Consider the following 16,433-nt stretch of genomic DNA (forward strand, 5'->3'; position numbering starts at 1 on the left):
GAGAGCGTGCCAGCCCAACTCCCCTCCGACGCGATCAGTGTCCGCGTGGACAGCTGGACGTGGGCCGTTCGACTCTTCAAGACACGCTCGCAGGCGGCGACCGCATGCCGATCAGGACACGTTCGGGTCAACGGAACGTCGGCAAAGGCGGCTCAGCAGGTGAAAGCCGGCGACGAGGTACGGGTGCGCGTATCCGGCATCGAGCGCATCGTCGTCGTGGTCAAGCCGATCACGAAACGAGTCAGCGCCGTACTGGCCGCCGATTGCCTGCAGGATAATTCACCACCCCCACCGCCTCCCGAACTGATCGCGTCCATCCCGCGACGTGATCGCGGCGCCGGCAGACCGACCAAACGCGAGCGACGCGACCTCGAGAAGTTGCGCGGCCTCGAGCCGTAATCGCTACCTCGAAACAGGCTGACGCAGAACCGTCTTCAGATTCTCGGGCGGCGTCCGGCGAGCGTCGCTGAGATAGATCTCGTGATGATCGCCGTTGAAGCTCAGGCTGTTCGACGGGATGAACGTGTTGTGCAGCCGGTCCAGGGTGGGAGCTTCGTCGTCGTACGAGCCGACGTGAAGAATCTGGACGGACAGACCTTCCTCCAACTCGAGAAACCTGACCTTGTCGAGAGCGGCAATCTCCTTCTTGGCCCGCACTGCCTTGGCCCGGACTGCGTCAATCGACGCAGACAGTTCGGTCTCCGTGATCCATTCCGGTTGCGAGATCATCATCGTCCAATCCCACGACGACTTGTCCCGCGTCACGAACACCTCGGGGTCATCTGCCCGCCACAACCCTTCCAGCGGGCCCACGACGAAGTCGCGATCCAGTTCCTTCTTGCTCGCGAACTTGGTCGCGTAGGACACCGAATACAACGCTTCGAGCGCCTCGGAGTACTCGGTGGCAGTGTTGGGATCACCGTGACCGTCGACGGCAAAATAGCCGAAGCGAGGGACGGTCACGAAGGCAAAATCGCGACGGCCGGGCGAATAGAGATCCTTGTAGGCCTTTTTGACGTCGTACTTCTCCATGTGCCACCCACCTGAGCTCGGACCAAGTTCAACATCAGGAAACTAGCCGAAGTCACCGACAACCGAATAGCGGACCGGCGTCCCCTTGTTAATAGACCAGTGGACCTTTACTCTGGACGGAGTGACTACACCCCAGGCGACCGACGTCGTCCAAGCTCCGCGCCGCAGACCGTTGCGGATCGTGGCCATTTCCGCGATTGTCGCGTCGATCTTGGCCCTACTGTTCGTGTACCCGTGGTGGAGTTTGTTCATCCGGCCGGACTGGCCGACTGCCGTCACAGTGTTCGGCACCGTCCTGTTTGCCGCCCTCCTGATCACCCTGCCTGCCTCGATGGTGCTCAGCCATGGCCACACCGATCGTGATCCCATTCGCATGGTCGGCGATGCGCTCCTCGGAGTCATCTGGGTCGTGTTCGTGTGGACGCTGCTCGGCGAAGTCCTGAGACTCGGACTCCTCGTCGGGGGCGTGGAGGATCCGCTTCGGTCTAGAATTGTCGCCGTTGCGGCGCTGATCGTCTCGGCCGTACTGCTGATCTGGGGCTATCGGGAAGCCATGCGACTGCCACGGATCAAACACGTCGACGTCACCATCCTTCGCCTCGGAGCGGGAATGGACAAGCTTCGGGTAGTCGCAATTACCGACACCCATTTCGGCCCGATCAATCGCGAGAAGTGGTCCGCGCGCGTTATCGCGGCAGTCAACGAACTCGACGCCGACATCGTGGCCCACGTCGGTGACATTGCCGACGGAACAGTGGAGCAGCGCCTCGGCCAAGCCACCCCACTCACGTCGGTGGAAGCCAGACTCGCTCGTGTCTACGTCACCGGGAATCACGAGTACTTCCACGAGGCTCAGGAGTGGCTCGACTACATGACCTCGATCGGCTGGGATGCCCTGCACAACCGGCACCTCGTCGTCACCAAGGGCGGCGACAACCTGGTCATCGCCGGAGTCGACGACGCCACCGCTCTGGGATCGAAGCTCGACGGTCACGGCGCGAACTTCGATATGGCCCTTGCCGGCACCGACCCCGATTTTCCGATCCTGATGCTCGCCCATCAACCGAAGCAGGTAACTCAGTCCGCTTCCGCGGGAGTGGATCTCCAGCTCGCCGGTCATACCCACGGCGGACAGATCTGGCCGTTCAACCTTCTGGTCAAACTCGATCAACCGTCGGTGCACGGGCTCACCCGTCACGGCGATCGCACGCAGTTGTACACAAGCCGCGGAACCGGGTTCTGGGGTCCACCATTCCGCGTGTTCGCACCGAGCGAGATCACCGTCCTGACGCTGCACAGCGCCTGAACGGGCTCAGCTCGTTCGGGTTGCCGCTCGCGCCGACAGCCCGACGAGCTGATTGATCAGACCTTCACGTAGGCCGGTTGCGAACATGTCGGCAGCAGGGGGCGCCTGCATCTCGTTCAGTACGACGACCATGGATTCGGCAGGCTCGGCAGTCGGCCACAAGCCTGCAACAATCACCAGGGTCACCTTGGCGAATTGAGCCGCGTCGCCCTCCGAGAGGTGAGGCAATTGCGAATGAATCAGCGACGCAAACCTTCCCGAGTTGACCGTTGCCCGCTTCTTGAAGTCACGGGCGAAGTCGACGGAGATGTTTCTTTCGAGGACACCTGCCATGACGCTCATCAACTCACACAGTAAACGCTGTGCGACAAGCGATTCCGCAACCGTCGATGCCACATGGATTTCAGTGGCGAACGGCGAGTCGTCACCGGTCGGGGTCAACGACTCGGACAACCCGTCCAACCACGCAACCCAGTTCTCGTCGAGCACTTCGAGAAAGATGGCTTCGCGACTGTCGAAGTAGCGAAGCACGTTGGACTTCGCCAGTCCGACGCTCTCACTGAGCTCACGCAGGCTGATGTCGGCGACGGGCCTGGACCCGAGCATCGCGCGGGCCGCATCGAGAATCGCGCACCGACGCGCTTCGATCTGCTCAGGCCTGCGCGCGCGCTGAAATCCGTGGGTCGCCACCATCACGCAAGATTATCAGACCATCGTTCTATTGTTGGCTGCGATGCATGTCAGTTGTCCGAAGACGCGTGCTGCGCCACGACTCCCCTCGACGCCAATTCACGACGCAGCGAATCGGTATCGACAGACGCGAGATCAACCCGGTGAGTACGGGCAGCCAAGGCTCGGACTTCCTCGGACAGATCCGCCACCTGCTTACGCGTCGCAGCCTGGGATGCCACGTCCTGTTCCGCCACGCGCTCGACCAACCAGGAAGCGAGTGTGGCAGTCACGATGCCCAGCAACGCAATTCCGCCGATCATCAATGCTCCGGCGATCATGCGCCCGGTCGTGGTAACGGGAGCCATGTCTCCGTAACCGACGGTCGTGACCGTCTCCATCGCCCACCACAATGCCGTTCCGTACGACGTGATGGCAGCGCCCTGCGCGTGACGCTCGGCATCGAGCATGGCCAGCGCCGCAACACCGATCAGCAAGGCCGTGGCAGAGGTGGCGTACACGACCACTCGTCCACGCAAGCTTTGCCCGCTCGAGCGGTGGACTATCGCAAGCAGTGTGACCAACCGAAGTAGGCGCAGCGGACGCAGCATGGGCAACACCACCATCGCCAAATCCAAGAGATGCCTGACGAACCAGCGACCGCGGGCAGGTGCCAACCACAGGCGAACTGCGTAGTCGACGGCAAAAACGACCCACGCGGCCCACATGGTCCATTCGGTCAGACGATGTGGGAGGCCCGTCGGTTGCGCCAGCAACCGCTACCGCGTGACCGGCAGAACCGACTCAGATCCGAGTGTGCGTCAAGATGTTGAGCGCCATGGGAACTGCCTCGATCGTGATGGGCAACGGCCCCACCCGATCGCCGTCCGCGTAAGCGATGATGCCCTCGGAGACCAACCGCACCTTCTTGGATCGGTACGTCTGCACCGCGTCGAGCGAGACGTGAGTTCCCTTGTACACCCGCGGAAACAGGCGCACCAGACGCAACCTCGAACCGTGCCCGACGACGGTCAGATCCAACAACCCGTCCGACTTCGACGCGCCCGGAGTGATGAGCATGCCGCCACCGTACGAGCGGCCGTTGCCAACAGCGACCAGCGTCGCGTCCACCGTGATGACCTCGTCGTCGAGTTCGATCCGGTACGGCAACGGCTTCATCTTCGCCAACTCGGCGAGCATCGCCAGGTTGTAGCGCATCGGCCCCTTGGGCCAGGACATCCGATTGGCCCGCTCGCTGACCAGCGAGTCGAATCCGCTGGCGATGATGGTTCCCGACCAGACGACGGAACCGTCGGCCAGCGTGATCTTCGCCAGATCTGACTGCTGCACGACACCGTCTGCGATGACATCGGCTGCTGCTTCGGGATTGCCTGTGGGAATGCCGAACTCACGGGCGTGATCGTTGCCGGTGCCTGCCGGAATGAGCCCGATGGGCGTCTCGGTCAACGCGGCAGCCTGCAGTCCGATACTGATGGCACCGTCGCCGCCGACCACTACGAGTGCGTCGGTACCCTCCTCGATCGCACGACGCGCCAACTTCTTGGCGTCGTCGGCGTCGGTTCCGATGATCTCGGTGACGGCAACTCCCCGAGCACGCAGTCGCGCAACACCTTTGCGTCCGGCCGCCGGCGCGTGACCATGTCCCGCCATCGGATTGATCAGGACGGTAACCTTCTCGATCTGACTGCGGGTTTCGGTCACGGAATCAGCTTTCCAGGATTGAGGATGCCGGCAGGGTCCACTGCATTCTTCACTGCGCGAAGGATGTTCGCGCCCAATTCACCGATCTCGTCCTTCATCCACGGGCGGTGATCGGCGCCGACAGCGTGGTGATGGGTGATCGTGCCACCGGCGGCGATGATCGCATCGCCAGCGGCAGTTTTCGCCTTGTGCCACTGAGCGATCGGATCCTCGGTCTGCGCGCTGACTACGGTGAAGTACAGCGAAGCACCGGTCTTGTAGGTGTGCGAAATGTGGCACATCACGAGCGGCTGAGTCCCCTGCTCGACGAGAGCCTTGGTCAGCGCCTCGGTGACCGAGGAGCGCAGGTTCGCGAGGTTACCCCACGTGGTTGCCGTCTCGAGGGTTTCGCACAAAGCGCCGACGTCGAGCAAGGCGTCACGTAGATACGGCGCATCGAATCGCCCGTGTTCCCAGCTGTTTCCGGGCTCCTCCCCGAGCGACGTGCCGCCGTGAGCGGTGAGAATTGCTCGGGCCTCCGTCATCCGTTCAGCGGTGTGCGAAGCGGTGCCCTCGTAGGTGGTGATGCCGAGGCAACCACCGGTGAAGGCGTTCTCGCCGATCTTGTCGGTGGTCGCCAGATTCACGCCGCTCTCGGCCTCGTCGGACAACCGCAGCACGGTCGGAGCCGATCCCTCCTGGACAAGCTCACGCAATGCTGCTGCGCCGGTGGCAAAGTCGGGGAAGCTCCACCCTTCGCGCACTGTGGTCTCGGGCAGGCGGTGAACCCGCACACGCACGTGCGTGATGACGCCGAAGGTGCCCTCGGAGCCGACAAAGAGCTCACCCAGGTCGGGGCCGGCGGCGGATGCCGGCGCGCGCCCGGTCTCGACCACACCACTCGGGGTGACGACGGTGAGGCCCTGGACCATGTCCTCGAAGCGTCCGTATCCAGCCGACGCCTGTCCCGACGATCGGGTAGCGGCAAACCCACCCAGAGTGGCGAACAGGAAGCTCTGCGGGAAGTGCCCGACCGAGAAGCCGTGTTCACGCAGTAGCTCCTCGGCGCGTGGGCCGGTGGTTCCCCCGCCGAACGTCGCGATGCCCGACTCCTCGTCCAACCCGACGAGTTGATCGAACCGACGCAGGTCGAGAGAAAGAACTGCGTCGAACCCGTCGCGGATGGGATCGAGCCCGCCGACGACGCTGGTGCCGCCGCCGAACGGGACCACTGCGATCCGGTTGGCAGAGCAGTATCGGAGAACCTGCTCGACCTCTGCGTCTGTCCCTGGGGTGACGACTGCGTCCGGTGCATCCTGCGGCTCGGCGCTACGACGGCGAAGCAGATCCGGGGTGCTCTTGCCACCGGCCCGAAGAATTCGATCGGAATCCTCGGTGCTGACGTACTCGGCCCCGACCAGCCCTGCCAGCGCTTCGACATGCGACTGAGCCATAGCGGACGGAGTCACCTGAACGTCTTCGATGGCGAGACGCGATCGAGTCGGTGCGGAGACACCGAGAAATCCGGTCAACAACGATGTGACTGCGTCCGACAGTTCACGCTTCTTGGCCGGATCGCCCCAGGCGTCCCACTGCATCGGCGGTTGCAAGGCAGACTTTTCGGTGCTCATAGACACTAGTGTTACATATTTGTGTGATGTGTAAACATCGCAGGTCGATCAACCCATCGTCTTGGAACCGTCGATGGCTTCGCGAAGCATGTCCGCGTGGCCCGCATGCTGGGCCGTCTCGGCGATGATGTGCAGCAACGCGCGTCGGGCTGACCATCGAGCCCCCGCTTCGAACCACGGTGCCGACGGCAGTGGATGCGAGATGTCGAGGCTGTCCAGCGAGGCCACCAACTCGTCGGTCCTGGCCGCGATCTCCTCGTATTCGGAAACGATGCTTGCCAAGGTTTCACCCTCGACCATGGCAAATTCGTTCGCCCGTTCCTGCTGCATCTCTTCCGACCACTGGGTGGGATCGAAGTCTCCGCCCAATCCGGCCGGCCCCTCCAGGATGAAGTCGACCCACCCCTTTTCCGACTGACCCACATGCTTGACCAATCCGCCGAGGCACAGTTCGCTCACGGTCGGCCTCGAAGCAGCCTGTTCGTCGGTGAGGTCTTTGACGGTGAAGAGAAGGAATTCACGATGCCGACGCAGGCTCTGGAGGAGATCCGCGCGCTCGCCGGTGACGGTGGTGATCGGTGCGTTCATGATGTTTTCCTTCGCTCGTGGGTTCGTGCCCTGTGAGAACTACGTTAGAAGTTATTGCGGACAGAAACGGTCCTCATTAGAAAACGATCAAGAAAAAACTCCCGGCACCCACCGATGAAGGTGAGTGCCGGGAGTTCGAGCGAGCTAGACGAGATCAGACTGTGCGAGCCAAACGATCGGCCAGCAGACGCGTGAAGTGCGCCGGGTCGCTCAACTCGCCGCCCTCGGCAAGCAACGCCATGCCGTAGAGAAGCTGGGCGGTTTCCGTCAGGTTCTCTGCATTGTCATTGGCGGCCTGCGCCTCACGCAGACCCGAGACCAGCGGGTGTGCCGGGTTGAGCTCGAGGATGCGCTTGCTGTGCGGAACAGGCTGACCCGAAGCCTTGTACATCTTCTCGAGTGTCGGCGACATGCTGAACGCGTCGCCGACGATGCAGGCAGCCGACGTGGTCAGGCGCGTCGAGAGACGCGTTTCCTTGATGTCGTCGGACAGGGTTTCGGTCAGCCACGTCAGTAGCGCGCCGAATTCCTTTTCCTTCTCTTCGCGCTCGGCCTCGGCCGCCTTCTTCTCGTCCTCGGTGTCCAGGTCGACCTCGCCCTTGGCGATCGACTGGAAGGTCTTGCCGTCGAAGTCCGAGACAGCGTCGACCCACATCTCGTCCACGGGGTCGGTGAGAACCAGAACCTCGAGGCCCTTGGCCTTGAAAGCCTCCATGTGCGGGGAGCTTTCGATGAGGTGACGAGATTCGCCGGTCATGAAGTAGATCTGTTCCTGACCGTCCTTCATACGCTCCACGTACTCGGCGAGAGTGGTCACGCCCTCTTCGCTGTTGGTCGAGGCGAAGGACGAGACGTCGAGCAGCGTCTTACGGTTGTCGGCATCGGCCATCAGGCCTTCCTTGAGCGCGCGTCCGAACTCGGTCCAGAAGGTCGAGTACTTCTCCGGCTCGTTCGCCTTCATGTCCTTGATGGTCGAGAGGACCTTCTTGGTCAGACGACGACGGATGGCTGCGATCTGCCGGTCCTGCTGCAAAATTTCACGAGAGACGTTGAGCGAGAGGTCTTGTGCATCGACCACACCCTTGACGAATCGCAGATAATCGGGCACCAACTCTTCGCAGTCGTCCATGATGAAGACGCGCTTGACGTAAAGGTGGATGCCGGCCTTGCGCTCACGCATGAAGAGATCGAACGGCGCCGTCGACGGAATGAACAGCAGCGCTTGGTATTCGAAAGTACCTTCGGCCTTCATCGGGATGATCTCGAGAGGCTCGTCCCAGGCGTGACTGACGTGCTTGTAGAACTCCTTGTACTCGTCCTCGGACACCTCGTCCTTGGAACGAGTCCACAGAGCCTTCATCGAGTTGATCGTCTCGGTCTCGATGGTGACCTCGGGCTCCTCGCCCTCGGCCGGCGTCGACGTACGAGCGACATCCATGCGAATGGGCCACGCGATGAAGTCGGAGTACTTCTTGACCAGTTCCTTGATCTTCCATTCCGACGTGTAGTCGTGCAGGCCGTTCTCGGAATCCTCGGGCATCAGGTGCAGGGTCACGGAGCTACCCTGCGGCGCCTCGTTCACATGCTCGAGCGTGTACGTGCCTTCGCCGGTCGATTCCCAGCGCGTCGCGTGATCTTCACCGGCGCGGCGGGTCAGCAGCGTGACCTTGTCCGCGACCATGAACGTGGAGTAGAAGCCGATGCCGAACTGACCGATCAGTTCTTCGGATGCCGCTGCATCCTTGGCTTCCTTGAGCTTGCGACGGACCTCGGCGGTGCCGGACTTGGCGAGCGTGCCGATCAGGTCGACGACCTCGTCACGCGACATGCCGATGCCGTTGTCGCGGATGGTCAGGGTGCGTGCTGCCTTGTCGATGTCGATCTCGATATGCAGATCGGAGACGTCGACGTTGAGGTCTTTGTCCTGGTACGACTCGAGGCGGAGCTTGTCCAGCGCGTCCGAAGCGTTGGAGATCAACTCACGAAGGAAGCTGTCCTTGTTCGTATAGATTGAATGAACCATCAGATCCAGCAGCTGACGTGTTTCTGCTTGGAACTCGAGCTGCTCGGTATGCGCGGTCACTTCGATCCCTTTCTCTTCTCGGACTGATCACAGGAATTTTACTTGACCTCGAATACCAGGGGTCGGCGCCCGCACGGACAAAGGGAGGTCACCCGAACCTGTTCGTCCAGTTGGATTCGAGTCGCGGCGATCTCGGCCCTTTCGGCAGTGAGTTTGCCGGGTTTCTCACATCTTGCCCTGCAGGCAGGGTCACTGTGAACCGCTGGTCTCAACTCACCCTGACACACAGGGCGTCGGCGCTAACAGAGTTCTAATCTCGCTCACGCACAGTGCCGGTATGACAAACGAACCGCGATCGACTCTGCGAGTCGCCATCGGAGCGGGTGGCACCGGTGGACATATTTATCCGGGACTCGCTGTAGCCGAGGCCTTGAGTCAGTTTCCCGATGTCAATGTCGAGATCGACTTCTTCGGCGCGAAAGGCAGACTGGAAGAAAGAATTGTGCCCGCGGCCGGCTACCGACTACACACAGCCGAGATCGAAGGCCTTACCGGTGTGCGCGGTAGCGCAAGAGCAGCGACACGACTCGCACGGTCCGGCATTCAGTGCGCCAGAACGATTCGTGAACTCGATATAGACGTCGTGTTCGGTACCGGCGGGTATCCCAGTCTGCCGATCGTGCTGGGTGCGCACCTCGCCGGAATACCGACACTGATCCACGAATCCAATGCCGTGGCAGGACGGGCAAACCGACTGTGCGCGAACTTGTCTTCCCGGGTCGCAGTAGCATTTGCCGAGGCTGCGCCGGCATTCAAGCGCAGTGAGGTTCGGGTAGTCGGAACCCCGCTGATGAGGGAGATCGCCGGCCTCGACAAGCATGCGCTCCGTGATCAGGCACGTGCCAGTTTCGGTGCGGCGGCAGGACAGACCCTCGTCATCGTCTGCGGCGGCAGCCTCGGATCTCGCCGAATGACCGACACCGCGCTGTCACTGGCACGCGAGTGGCGCGGCCGCAACAACTTCCGCCTGGTTGTGAAGGCTGGGCCCGAGTACTTCTCCGAGGCCTCCGCCGCTGTCGAAGACCTCGACAACGTGCTGGTGTTGCCGTACTTGGACCGGATGGATTTGGTATATGCGGGCGCCGATGTCTTTGTCGGAAGATCCGGAGCGATCACCGTCGCCGAGATTTCGCATGTAGAGGTGCCCAGCGTCCTCGTGCCTTACCCGCACGCGATCGGTGACCATCAGCGACACAATGCTCGAGCTCTCGTAACTCGCGGCGGCGCCCGAATGCTGGGAGACGCGGATCTGACCACGGCAAACCTGGCGAGCGCGATTGACGACCTTCTCGAAGATTCCACTGAACGTGCGACGGCGGCAACCGATCTCGCTCCGGGACTTGATAATTCCGCACGAACAGTGGCGAACTGGCTACGGCAGCTCGCCACCGGCAAACACGCGACGCATGAAAACGTCAATACGAGTGAAGGAATCAAATGAGCGAAACAGTGCAAGTCAATGGATTCTGGTTCGGACGAAAGGTCCTGGTCACCGGCGGCGAAGGCTTCATCGGCAGCTCCCTGGTTGAGCAGTTACTCATGCAAGGCGCGCACGTACGAGTTCTCGCGCACTACAAGCCCTACGCATCGGCCGGCTTTCTCTCGGATCACCTTCCCGATATCGAGATGATCGCAGGAGATGTCCGTGACAGCGGACAAGTCCTCGATGCAGCAGAGGGGGTCGACACCATCTTCCATCTCGCGGCATTGATCGGAATCCCATACAGCTACCAGGCTCCGCAAACGTATCTGGAGACGAATGTCCTTGGTACCCAGAATATTGTGGACGCCGCGCGCCGTCACGGCGCTCGGAGGGTGGTGCATACGTCAACCAGCGAGGTCTACGGAACTGCTCGGGAAGTACCTATATCCGAAACTCACCCGTTGCAACCCCAGTCTCCCTACTCCGCATCCAAGATTGCGGCGGACATGGTCGCGTTGTCCTATTTTCACTCCTTCGATACACCGGTTTCGATCTGCCGACCGTTCAACACGTTCGGCCCGCGGCAATCGACACGCGCCGTGATTCCTGCGATCCTGCACCAGTTGCATTCCGGTGCAGGCGAGATCGCTGTCGGCGCGCTGACCCCGACTCGGGACTTCACCTACGTCGACGATACTGCCCGGGGCTTCATGGAGATCGCGGAATCCGAGCGAACGCTCGGATTGACCTTGAATCTCGGTACCGGCCACGAGATTTCGATCCGCGACCTGATTGACATGCTGATCGAGATCACGGGGTCTTCCGCATCTGTCACAACCGAAGACTCACGTAACCGTCCAGCAGGCAGCGAGGTTCACCGCCTGGTGTCCGACAACAGTCGAGTGCGTGAGTTGACGGACTGGAGCCCACAGGTCTCCCTGAAAGCAGGACTCACGCGCACCTCGGAGTGGATGAAAGCTCATCCGATCACCGATCCTCGCCGCTACCGTGTGTGATGCGAGACGTCGCACGGGTTGTATCCGTATCGGACTCACGTCAGGCACGATAAGAAGATGATCCTAGTCGTCGACGATGATCCGTCGGTCCGCGAAGCGGTAGTGACAACTCTCGAATCCGACGGGTACGAGGTTCAGGCGGTTTCCGACGGTTCGAGCGCTCTGGCCGCGGTCTCCGAGCATTCGTTCGATGCGATGGTGCTCGACGTCATGATGCCGGGAATCGACGGTCTCGCCGTATGTCGAATCTTGCGTGAGCAGGGCAATCGAATCCCCATCCTGGTTCTGACGGCACGCTCGGAGGTAGGCGATCGGATTGCGGGGCTCGATGCGGGGGCAGACGACTACCTGCCGAAGCCCTTTGACATCGACGAACTCGGCGCGCGGGTACGTGCCCTGCTGCGGCGGGCAGCGCCACCGGAACCCGAGGTGCAGTTCGGGGATCTTTCTCTCGACCCGCAGACACGGCGCGGCGTCAGATCCGGCCGGAGCATGGATTTCACTGCAACCGAGTTCGCGCTGCTGGAACTACTCATCGCGAACTCCGGCCAGACGCTCACCCGTGAGGTGATCAGCGATCGGGTGTGGGGTCAAGATTTCGGGCCTCAGTCGAATTCCATTGCCGTATATATTAATTACCTACGCACGAAACTAGAGGCGGGCGGCGAGTCACGCATTATTCATACGGTTCGTGGGATCGGATACCGGCTGGAGTTGCCGTGACGCGTACGCGATTGGCCATCCGAACGAGAATGGCCATCACCACGTCGATTGCCGTGGCCGCGGTAGTGCTGCTTTGCGCGGTGGGGGCGTACTGGATCTCGTCACGGGAGGTGTACCGAAGCCTCGACATCGGTCTCATTCGGGAAGCGACGGCGATCCAATTACGGATCGCCGGTGGCCAGGAGTTGGGCAGTGGCGCCGAGTGCGCCTATCTTTCCTCGCCGGCTTGCTTCGAGGTCCTCGATGCGACAGGCGAACCGAGTGCCACAGACGAACCCGCCACTATCCTGCCGAAGCTCCCTGCCCTCGATGCCGTCCTCGACGGCGAGTCAGGGCCTTTCCTCGCGAACATCGACCTCGCGGGTCTACCCGGACGGATGTATGTGACACCGCTCGAGGACGGTGGTGCGCTCCTTGTCGGAGTCCGTGCCGATCAGCAACACCGGGCGCTCGATCGGATTGCATGGTTGTTAGCGCTGTTGTGCGGTATCGGCATCATCATCAGCGCTATCCTCGGCTACGCAGTCGCCCGCTACACGCTGCGTCCCGTTGCCAGACTCTCCCGCGAGGCCGAAAATGTTGCAAAGGAACGAGATCCGAGCCGAAAGATCACAGTCGAGGGATCGGATGAGCTTTCCAGGCTCGGGGAATCGATCAACACCATGCTCGGTGCACTCGATGACTCCGTCCAATCGCAGAAACGATTGGTCTCCGACGCCTCGCACGAGTTGCGGACCCCACTGACGGGGATCATCGCGAACGCGGAACTTCTGGCCCGAAGCGACAAATTGACGGACGAGCAGCAGAGACGGGTACGGGCCGCGCTAGCTCGCAGTACCGCGGATATGCGAACCTTGATCGACGACATCGTCGATCTCGCACGAGGTACCGAGCCGGACATCGAGAGGGAGGACGTCGCGTTCGAGCGCGTCGTCGAGCAGGTGGTCGAGGCGGCACGTGCCCATTGGCCGAAGATTGATTTCCACTGCACCACGAATCCACACACGGTAGGCGGTAACGATGCACGACTCGCGAAGATGGTGTCGAATCTGGTTGACAACGCGGCAAAATTCACTCCGCCGGGTGGGACCGTGAACGTGAGCCTGGCAGGCGGTGTCCTCACCGTTTCGGACAACGGACCCGGCATAGACGAAGCGGATTTGCCTCGGATCTTCGAACGCTTCTATCGGTCACCCCGTAGTCGGGGCACCTCCGGCTCCGGACTCGGACTGGCTATGGCCCAACAGATCGCGCATGCCCACGGCGCCTCGATCAGCGTGGGCAACAACCCCGACGGTGGAGCGGTGTTCACCGTGCGCCTGCCGCCCGAGAGTAAGCCACTCTGATCTTGCTCTAATGTTCGGCGCTTACTTTTCGAACTATGAGAACACAGGCATTGACTTCTATCGCTGTGGGCACCGTGTTGGTCACGCTAGCCTCCACGGGGTGTACCGCGAGTGCGGCGGACCCTGCGGTGCGGGTGGATGGAAGCACCATCACGGTGCAGATCAAGGGCGGCGAGACCAGGATCGACGTAAACAACCTACGCGTGGACAGCGACGTCGAACTGTCGGCCGCCACTGCGACAGACCTCGGAGCTCCAGGCAAGGTGTCAATCGAGAATGGCAGTGCCCGTTGGTCATACCCCGACCGCGGCCTCGACGTGACAGCGGTTGCTCAGGCCGGCCGCCTGGTGATCGACCTGACCAGTTCGCGAGATCAACGCGTGTCGTGGCCGGTCACCGGGGCCGGTGCGCGAGATCTGCAACTTCCCCAAGGCGAAGGGCTGAGTATCCCGGTCGACGACGCATTCTGGAACAACCCCGATATCGGATTGGTCGGGGACGAGGGGCAACGATTGCAGGACCTGACGATGCCGTTCTGGGGGTTCAGCGCGGGCGCTGTAGGGGCGAGCTATCTGGTGCCGACCGACTTGGGTACCTCCCTGAACTTCGCCTCGGTTGAAGGCCGCCTGCGCAGCACTGCAACACACGAGTTCAGCCAGGAAAAGGGCACCGGCACCTACACGGTTGCCCTGTCAGTCACCGACGGGTCCCCGATTGCCCCTGCACTGGATTACCGCAGTCTGCTCGAGGAACAGGGCGGACTGCGCACACTGCAGCAGAAGATCGCGGAGAACCCGGACACTGCCAAGCTGATCGGTGCCTTTCACGCCTATCTGTGGGGAGATGCGCGTACTCCCGAAGCGATACGCCAACTCCATGACCTCGCCATCACCAAGATGTGGCTCGGCTACGACTCCGACGACCAGCCGATGACACGCGAGGCCGTCGAAACAGCCACGAACTACGGCTTTCTCGTCGGGCCGTACGACACCTTCGCCAACGCACAGGACCCGACCGGTGAGGTCGACAATCCCTCGTCTTCGTGGCCCGAAGGGATTTGGCCCGGCGCCTGCATCATTGACGAAAAGGGCGACATGGAAGGCGGGTTCAGCGGGCGCGGTTGCTACTTGAGCTCGGAGGCATTAGCTGCCGACCCTGAGCTTGTTGCCTCTCGCGTCACCGCAAAGGTGGGTAACGGCGTGAACAGTTACTTCCTGGACGTCGATGCGACAGGCGAGGTATTCGACGACTACAACCCGGACCACCGGATGACCCAGTCCAAGGACCGGCAGAACCGCATCGACCGTATGAAGGTGATCGGCAAGGATCTGGTGCTGGGATCCGAGACAGCCGGGTCGTGGGCCAACAGCGTTGTGTCCTTCAGTCACGGATCGAGCACGCCGGTGATGAACGGCCTCTGGAAAGCGGAACGAGACAAGGCGAACTGGGGTGCGTACTGGGGGAAGAACGGCCCGGCCTTCTTCTTCAAGCCCGTCGCGCTTTCATCAGATCTGAAAACCGGCATGTTCGATCCGAAATACCGTGTGCCGCTGTACGAGACGGTGCTGCACGATTCGGTAGTCAGTACGGATCGATGGGAGTTGTCCTTCAACAAGCTGCCGGCCGAGCAAACCGATCGCGCACTGTTGGCAATGCTCTACAACACGCCACTGAACTACACCCTGAACGCACAAACCATCGCGGAGGAAGGCCCGAGGATGGCGACCATGCAGAAGTTCTTCGCCACCCTGCAAGAAGCGGCTGGAACGGAGCCCATGACGGACTTTCAGTGGTTGTCAAACGACAGAATGGTGCAGCGAACCATCTTCGGGGATGGAAAGCTGTTGGTGACAGCCAATTTTGACGACAGCACCTACCATGACCCCGACGTTGGCGACATCGGCCCGGGCTGCGTCAGTGCATCGATCGGCGCCGCGATCACGACGCTGTGTCCGTGACCGATTCCGCCTCGATGACGCCCGCCGTACGCAACAGAACACGGTGGACAGTGATTGTCGTCGGCATGTCATTCGCCGCGGGTGCGACCGCAGTATTCCTTCTGATTGTTGGTACCGCCCGCGGTCAACAACTCGACCGGGAAGTATTTCAGGCTGCGAAGTCGGCGCAGGACGGCATATCGGTGCCCGACGTCCTGCGGCTGGACATCATGACCAATCCGCTCATGTGGATCGCTGTCGCAGCCGCGATCCTGTTGACGGGGGGTATGATTCGTCGGCCGCTCGCTGCTGTGACGACGCTTGCAGTTCCCATCGTGTGCATAGTGACGGCGAGAACGCTCCGTCTCGACGTTCTCGAGCGGCCTCAACTCGATCAGGACGTCCCCTGGCCGACGGCAAACACGTTTCCGAGCGGCCATGTCGCCGGCGCAATGGGTATTGCCCTCAGTCTGCTCCTGATCGCACCGTCGTGGATGCGCCTGGTTGGAGTCGTGCCCTGCGCGGCGTGGGTGGCGCTGGTCAGCCGCGACATCATGGGCGAGGGATGGCACCGCCTCAGCGATGTTGCGGGATCCGTATTGCTCGCAGCCGCAATAGTCAGCCTCTTCGCAGCTGCCTTCCCGGTGGGTGGTCGCCGAATACGGGGGTTCATGTTGGTGGCCACGCTGGTGGGTGGGCCAGTAGCGACGACGGTGATCGTTCTGGCCCTCGATCCACGACCATTCGGTGTGCTCACCGGTGTACTCGCGGCAACGGTGGCGGTTCCAATGACTGTCTTCGTATGCGCGATATCGCAATCGCCCACTGCCCCCCCCCCGTCCCGGAGAGCGCCGGACAGGCCCCTTTCGCGGCTTCCACGGCGATTGCTTAGAGTTGTCAGCCAGGGCGACAACACACGTCAGGTCGATGATCGCCACAATCGGATCGGCGACCCCCAAGAAGTGCGGTAATGAGGTT

15 protein-coding genes are annotated in these 16,433 nt (G+C 61.7%); 8 read left to right on the forward strand and 7 right to left on the reverse strand.

Going from position 1 to position 16,433, the window contains the following annotated elements:
* Positions 1–6 precede the first annotated feature (6 nt).
* Positions 7–399 (forward strand): RNA-binding S4 domain-containing protein, encoded by a 393-nt coding sequence (locus ACWF6P_RS07370; protein ID WP_029256216.1) that lies wholly within the window; start codon positions 7–9, stop codon positions 397–399.
* 3 nt (positions 400–402) lie between these two features.
* On the opposite strand, the gene ACWF6P_RS07375 is transcribed toward ACWF6P_RS07370, so the two are convergent.
* Entirely contained in the window at positions 403–1,032 is a 630-nt protein-coding gene (locus tag ACWF6P_RS07375; protein ID WP_452620560.1) for a GyrI-like domain-containing protein, read from the reverse strand.
* Positions 1,033–1,153: 121 nt separating this feature from the next.
* On the opposite strand from ACWF6P_RS07375, the gene ACWF6P_RS07380 reads away from it, so the two are divergent.
* Entirely contained in the window at positions 1,154–2,338 is a 1,185-nt protein-coding gene (locus ACWF6P_RS07380) for a metallophosphoesterase (protein ID WP_452620561.1), read from the forward strand.
* A gap of 6 nt (positions 2,339–2,344) precedes the next feature.
* Here the strand turns inward: ACWF6P_RS07380 and ACWF6P_RS07385 are convergent, their stop codons facing one another.
* From ACWF6P_RS07385 to htpG, 6 genes are all read right to left on the reverse strand, one after another.
* Positions 2,345–3,031, reverse strand: a complete 687-nt coding sequence (locus tag ACWF6P_RS07385) for a TetR/AcrR family transcriptional regulator (RefSeq protein ID WP_007731351.1) — start codon at positions 3,029–3,031, stop codon at positions 2,345–2,347.
* 47 nt (positions 3,032–3,078) lie between these two features.
* On the reverse strand, positions 3,079–3,735 hold the full coding sequence (locus ACWF6P_RS07390; RefSeq protein WP_452620562.1) for a potassium channel family protein: 657 nt from the start codon (positions 3,733–3,735) through the stop codon (positions 3,079–3,081).
* Positions 3,736–3,811: 76 nt separating this feature from the next.
* Positions 3,812–4,729 (reverse strand): diacylglycerol kinase, encoded by a 918-nt coding sequence (locus tag ACWF6P_RS07395; protein WP_452620563.1) that lies wholly within the window; start codon positions 4,727–4,729, stop codon positions 3,812–3,814.
* Positions 4,726–6,306: an FAD-binding oxidoreductase gene (locus ACWF6P_RS07400; protein ID WP_452620778.1), complete on the reverse strand. Its 1,581-nt coding sequence runs from the start codon at positions 6,304–6,306 to the stop codon at positions 4,726–4,728. The genes ACWF6P_RS07395 and ACWF6P_RS07400 overlap by 4 nt, the downstream gene beginning before the upstream one ends.
* An 81-nt stretch (positions 6,307–6,387) precedes the next feature.
* A complete protein-coding gene (locus ACWF6P_RS07405) occupies positions 6,388–6,927 on the reverse strand; it encodes a DinB family protein (RefSeq protein WP_452620564.1) in 540 nt (179 codons plus the stop codon).
* Between the two features lie 154 nt (positions 6,928–7,081).
* The gene (gene htpG / locus ACWF6P_RS07410) at positions 7,082–9,010 is read right to left on the reverse strand and encodes a molecular chaperone HtpG (protein ID WP_452620565.1); all 1,929 of its coding nucleotides are present in this window, start codon (positions 9,008–9,010) and stop codon (positions 7,082–7,084) included.
* Positions 9,011–9,287: 277 nt separating this feature from the next.
* Here htpG and ACWF6P_RS07415 point away from each other — a divergent pair, with 277 nt between their 5' ends.
* The 6 genes from ACWF6P_RS07415 to ACWF6P_RS07440 are packed head-to-tail and all read left to right on the forward strand — an operon-like array spanning position 9,288 to position 16,426.
* Positions 9,288–10,451 (forward strand): UDP-N-acetylglucosamine--N-acetylmuramyl-(pentapeptide) pyrophosphoryl-undecaprenol N-acetylglucosamine transferase, encoded by a 1,164-nt coding sequence (locus tag ACWF6P_RS07415; RefSeq protein ID WP_452620566.1) that lies wholly within the window; start codon positions 9,288–9,290, stop codon positions 10,449–10,451.
* Positions 10,448–11,449, forward strand: coding sequence for a GDP-mannose 4,6-dehydratase (locus tag ACWF6P_RS07420; protein ID WP_452620567.1), 1,002 nt, complete (start codon positions 10,448–10,450; stop codon positions 11,447–11,449). The genes ACWF6P_RS07415 and ACWF6P_RS07420 overlap by 4 nt, the downstream gene beginning before the upstream one ends.
* 57 nt (positions 11,450–11,506) lie before the next feature.
* Entirely contained in the window at positions 11,507–12,172 is a 666-nt protein-coding gene (locus tag ACWF6P_RS07425) for a response regulator transcription factor (RefSeq protein ID WP_133727074.1), read from the forward strand.
* The gene (locus ACWF6P_RS07430; protein WP_452620568.1) at positions 12,169–13,518 is read left to right on the forward strand and encodes an ATP-binding protein; all 1,350 of its coding nucleotides are present in this window, start codon (positions 12,169–12,171) and stop codon (positions 13,516–13,518) included. The genes ACWF6P_RS07425 and ACWF6P_RS07430 overlap by 4 nt, the downstream gene beginning before the upstream one ends.
* A gap of 35 nt (positions 13,519–13,553) precedes the next feature.
* The gene (locus tag ACWF6P_RS07435; RefSeq protein ID WP_452620569.1) at positions 13,554–15,476 is read left to right on the forward strand and encodes a glycoside hydrolase; all 1,923 of its coding nucleotides are present in this window, start codon (positions 13,554–13,556) and stop codon (positions 15,474–15,476) included.
* Positions 15,473–16,426 carry a phosphatase PAP2 family protein gene (locus tag ACWF6P_RS07440; RefSeq protein ID WP_452620570.1) on the forward strand — a complete coding sequence of 318 codons (954 nt, stop codon included), beginning with the start codon at positions 15,473–15,475 and terminating at the stop codon, positions 16,424–16,426. The genes ACWF6P_RS07435 and ACWF6P_RS07440 overlap by 4 nt, the downstream gene beginning before the upstream one ends.
* Positions 16,427–16,433: the final 7 nt, after the last annotated feature.

The sequence above is a fragment of the Rhodococcus sp. NPDC055024 genome (assembly GCF_053608585.1).

Excerpts from the sequence above, each read along its gene's own strand:
- ACWF6P_RS07375 (WP_452620560.1), bottom strand. The coding sequence starts at position 1,032 with ATGGAGAAGTACGACGTCAAAAAGGCCTACAAGGATCTCTATTCGCCC.
- ACWF6P_RS07385 (WP_007731351.1), bottom strand. The coding sequence starts at position 3,031 with ATGGTGGCGACCCACGGATTTCAGCGCGCGCGCAGGCCTGAGCAGATC.
- ACWF6P_RS07390 (WP_452620562.1), bottom strand. The coding sequence starts at position 3,735 with ATGTGGGCCGCGTGGGTCGTTTTTGCCGTCGACTACGCAGTTCGCCTG.
- ACWF6P_RS07400 (WP_452620778.1), bottom strand. The coding sequence starts at position 6,306 with ATGCAGTGGGACGCCTGGGGCGATCCGGCCAAGAAGCGTGAACTGTCG.
- ACWF6P_RS07405 (WP_452620564.1), bottom strand. The coding sequence starts at position 6,927 with ATGAACGCACCGATCACCACCGTCACCGGCGAGCGCGCGGATCTCCTC.
- ACWF6P_RS07415 (WP_452620566.1), top strand. The coding sequence starts at position 9,288 with ATGACAAACGAACCGCGATCGACTCTGCGAGTCGCCATCGGAGCGGGT.
- ACWF6P_RS07420 (WP_452620567.1), top strand. The coding sequence starts at position 10,448 with ATGAGCGAAACAGTGCAAGTCAATGGATTCTGGTTCGGACGAAAGGTC.
- ACWF6P_RS07425 (WP_133727074.1), top strand. The coding sequence starts at position 11,507 with ATGATCCTAGTCGTCGACGATGATCCGTCGGTCCGCGAAGCGGTAGTG.
- ACWF6P_RS07435 (WP_452620569.1), top strand. The coding sequence starts at position 13,554 with ATGAGAACACAGGCATTGACTTCTATCGCTGTGGGCACCGTGTTGGTC.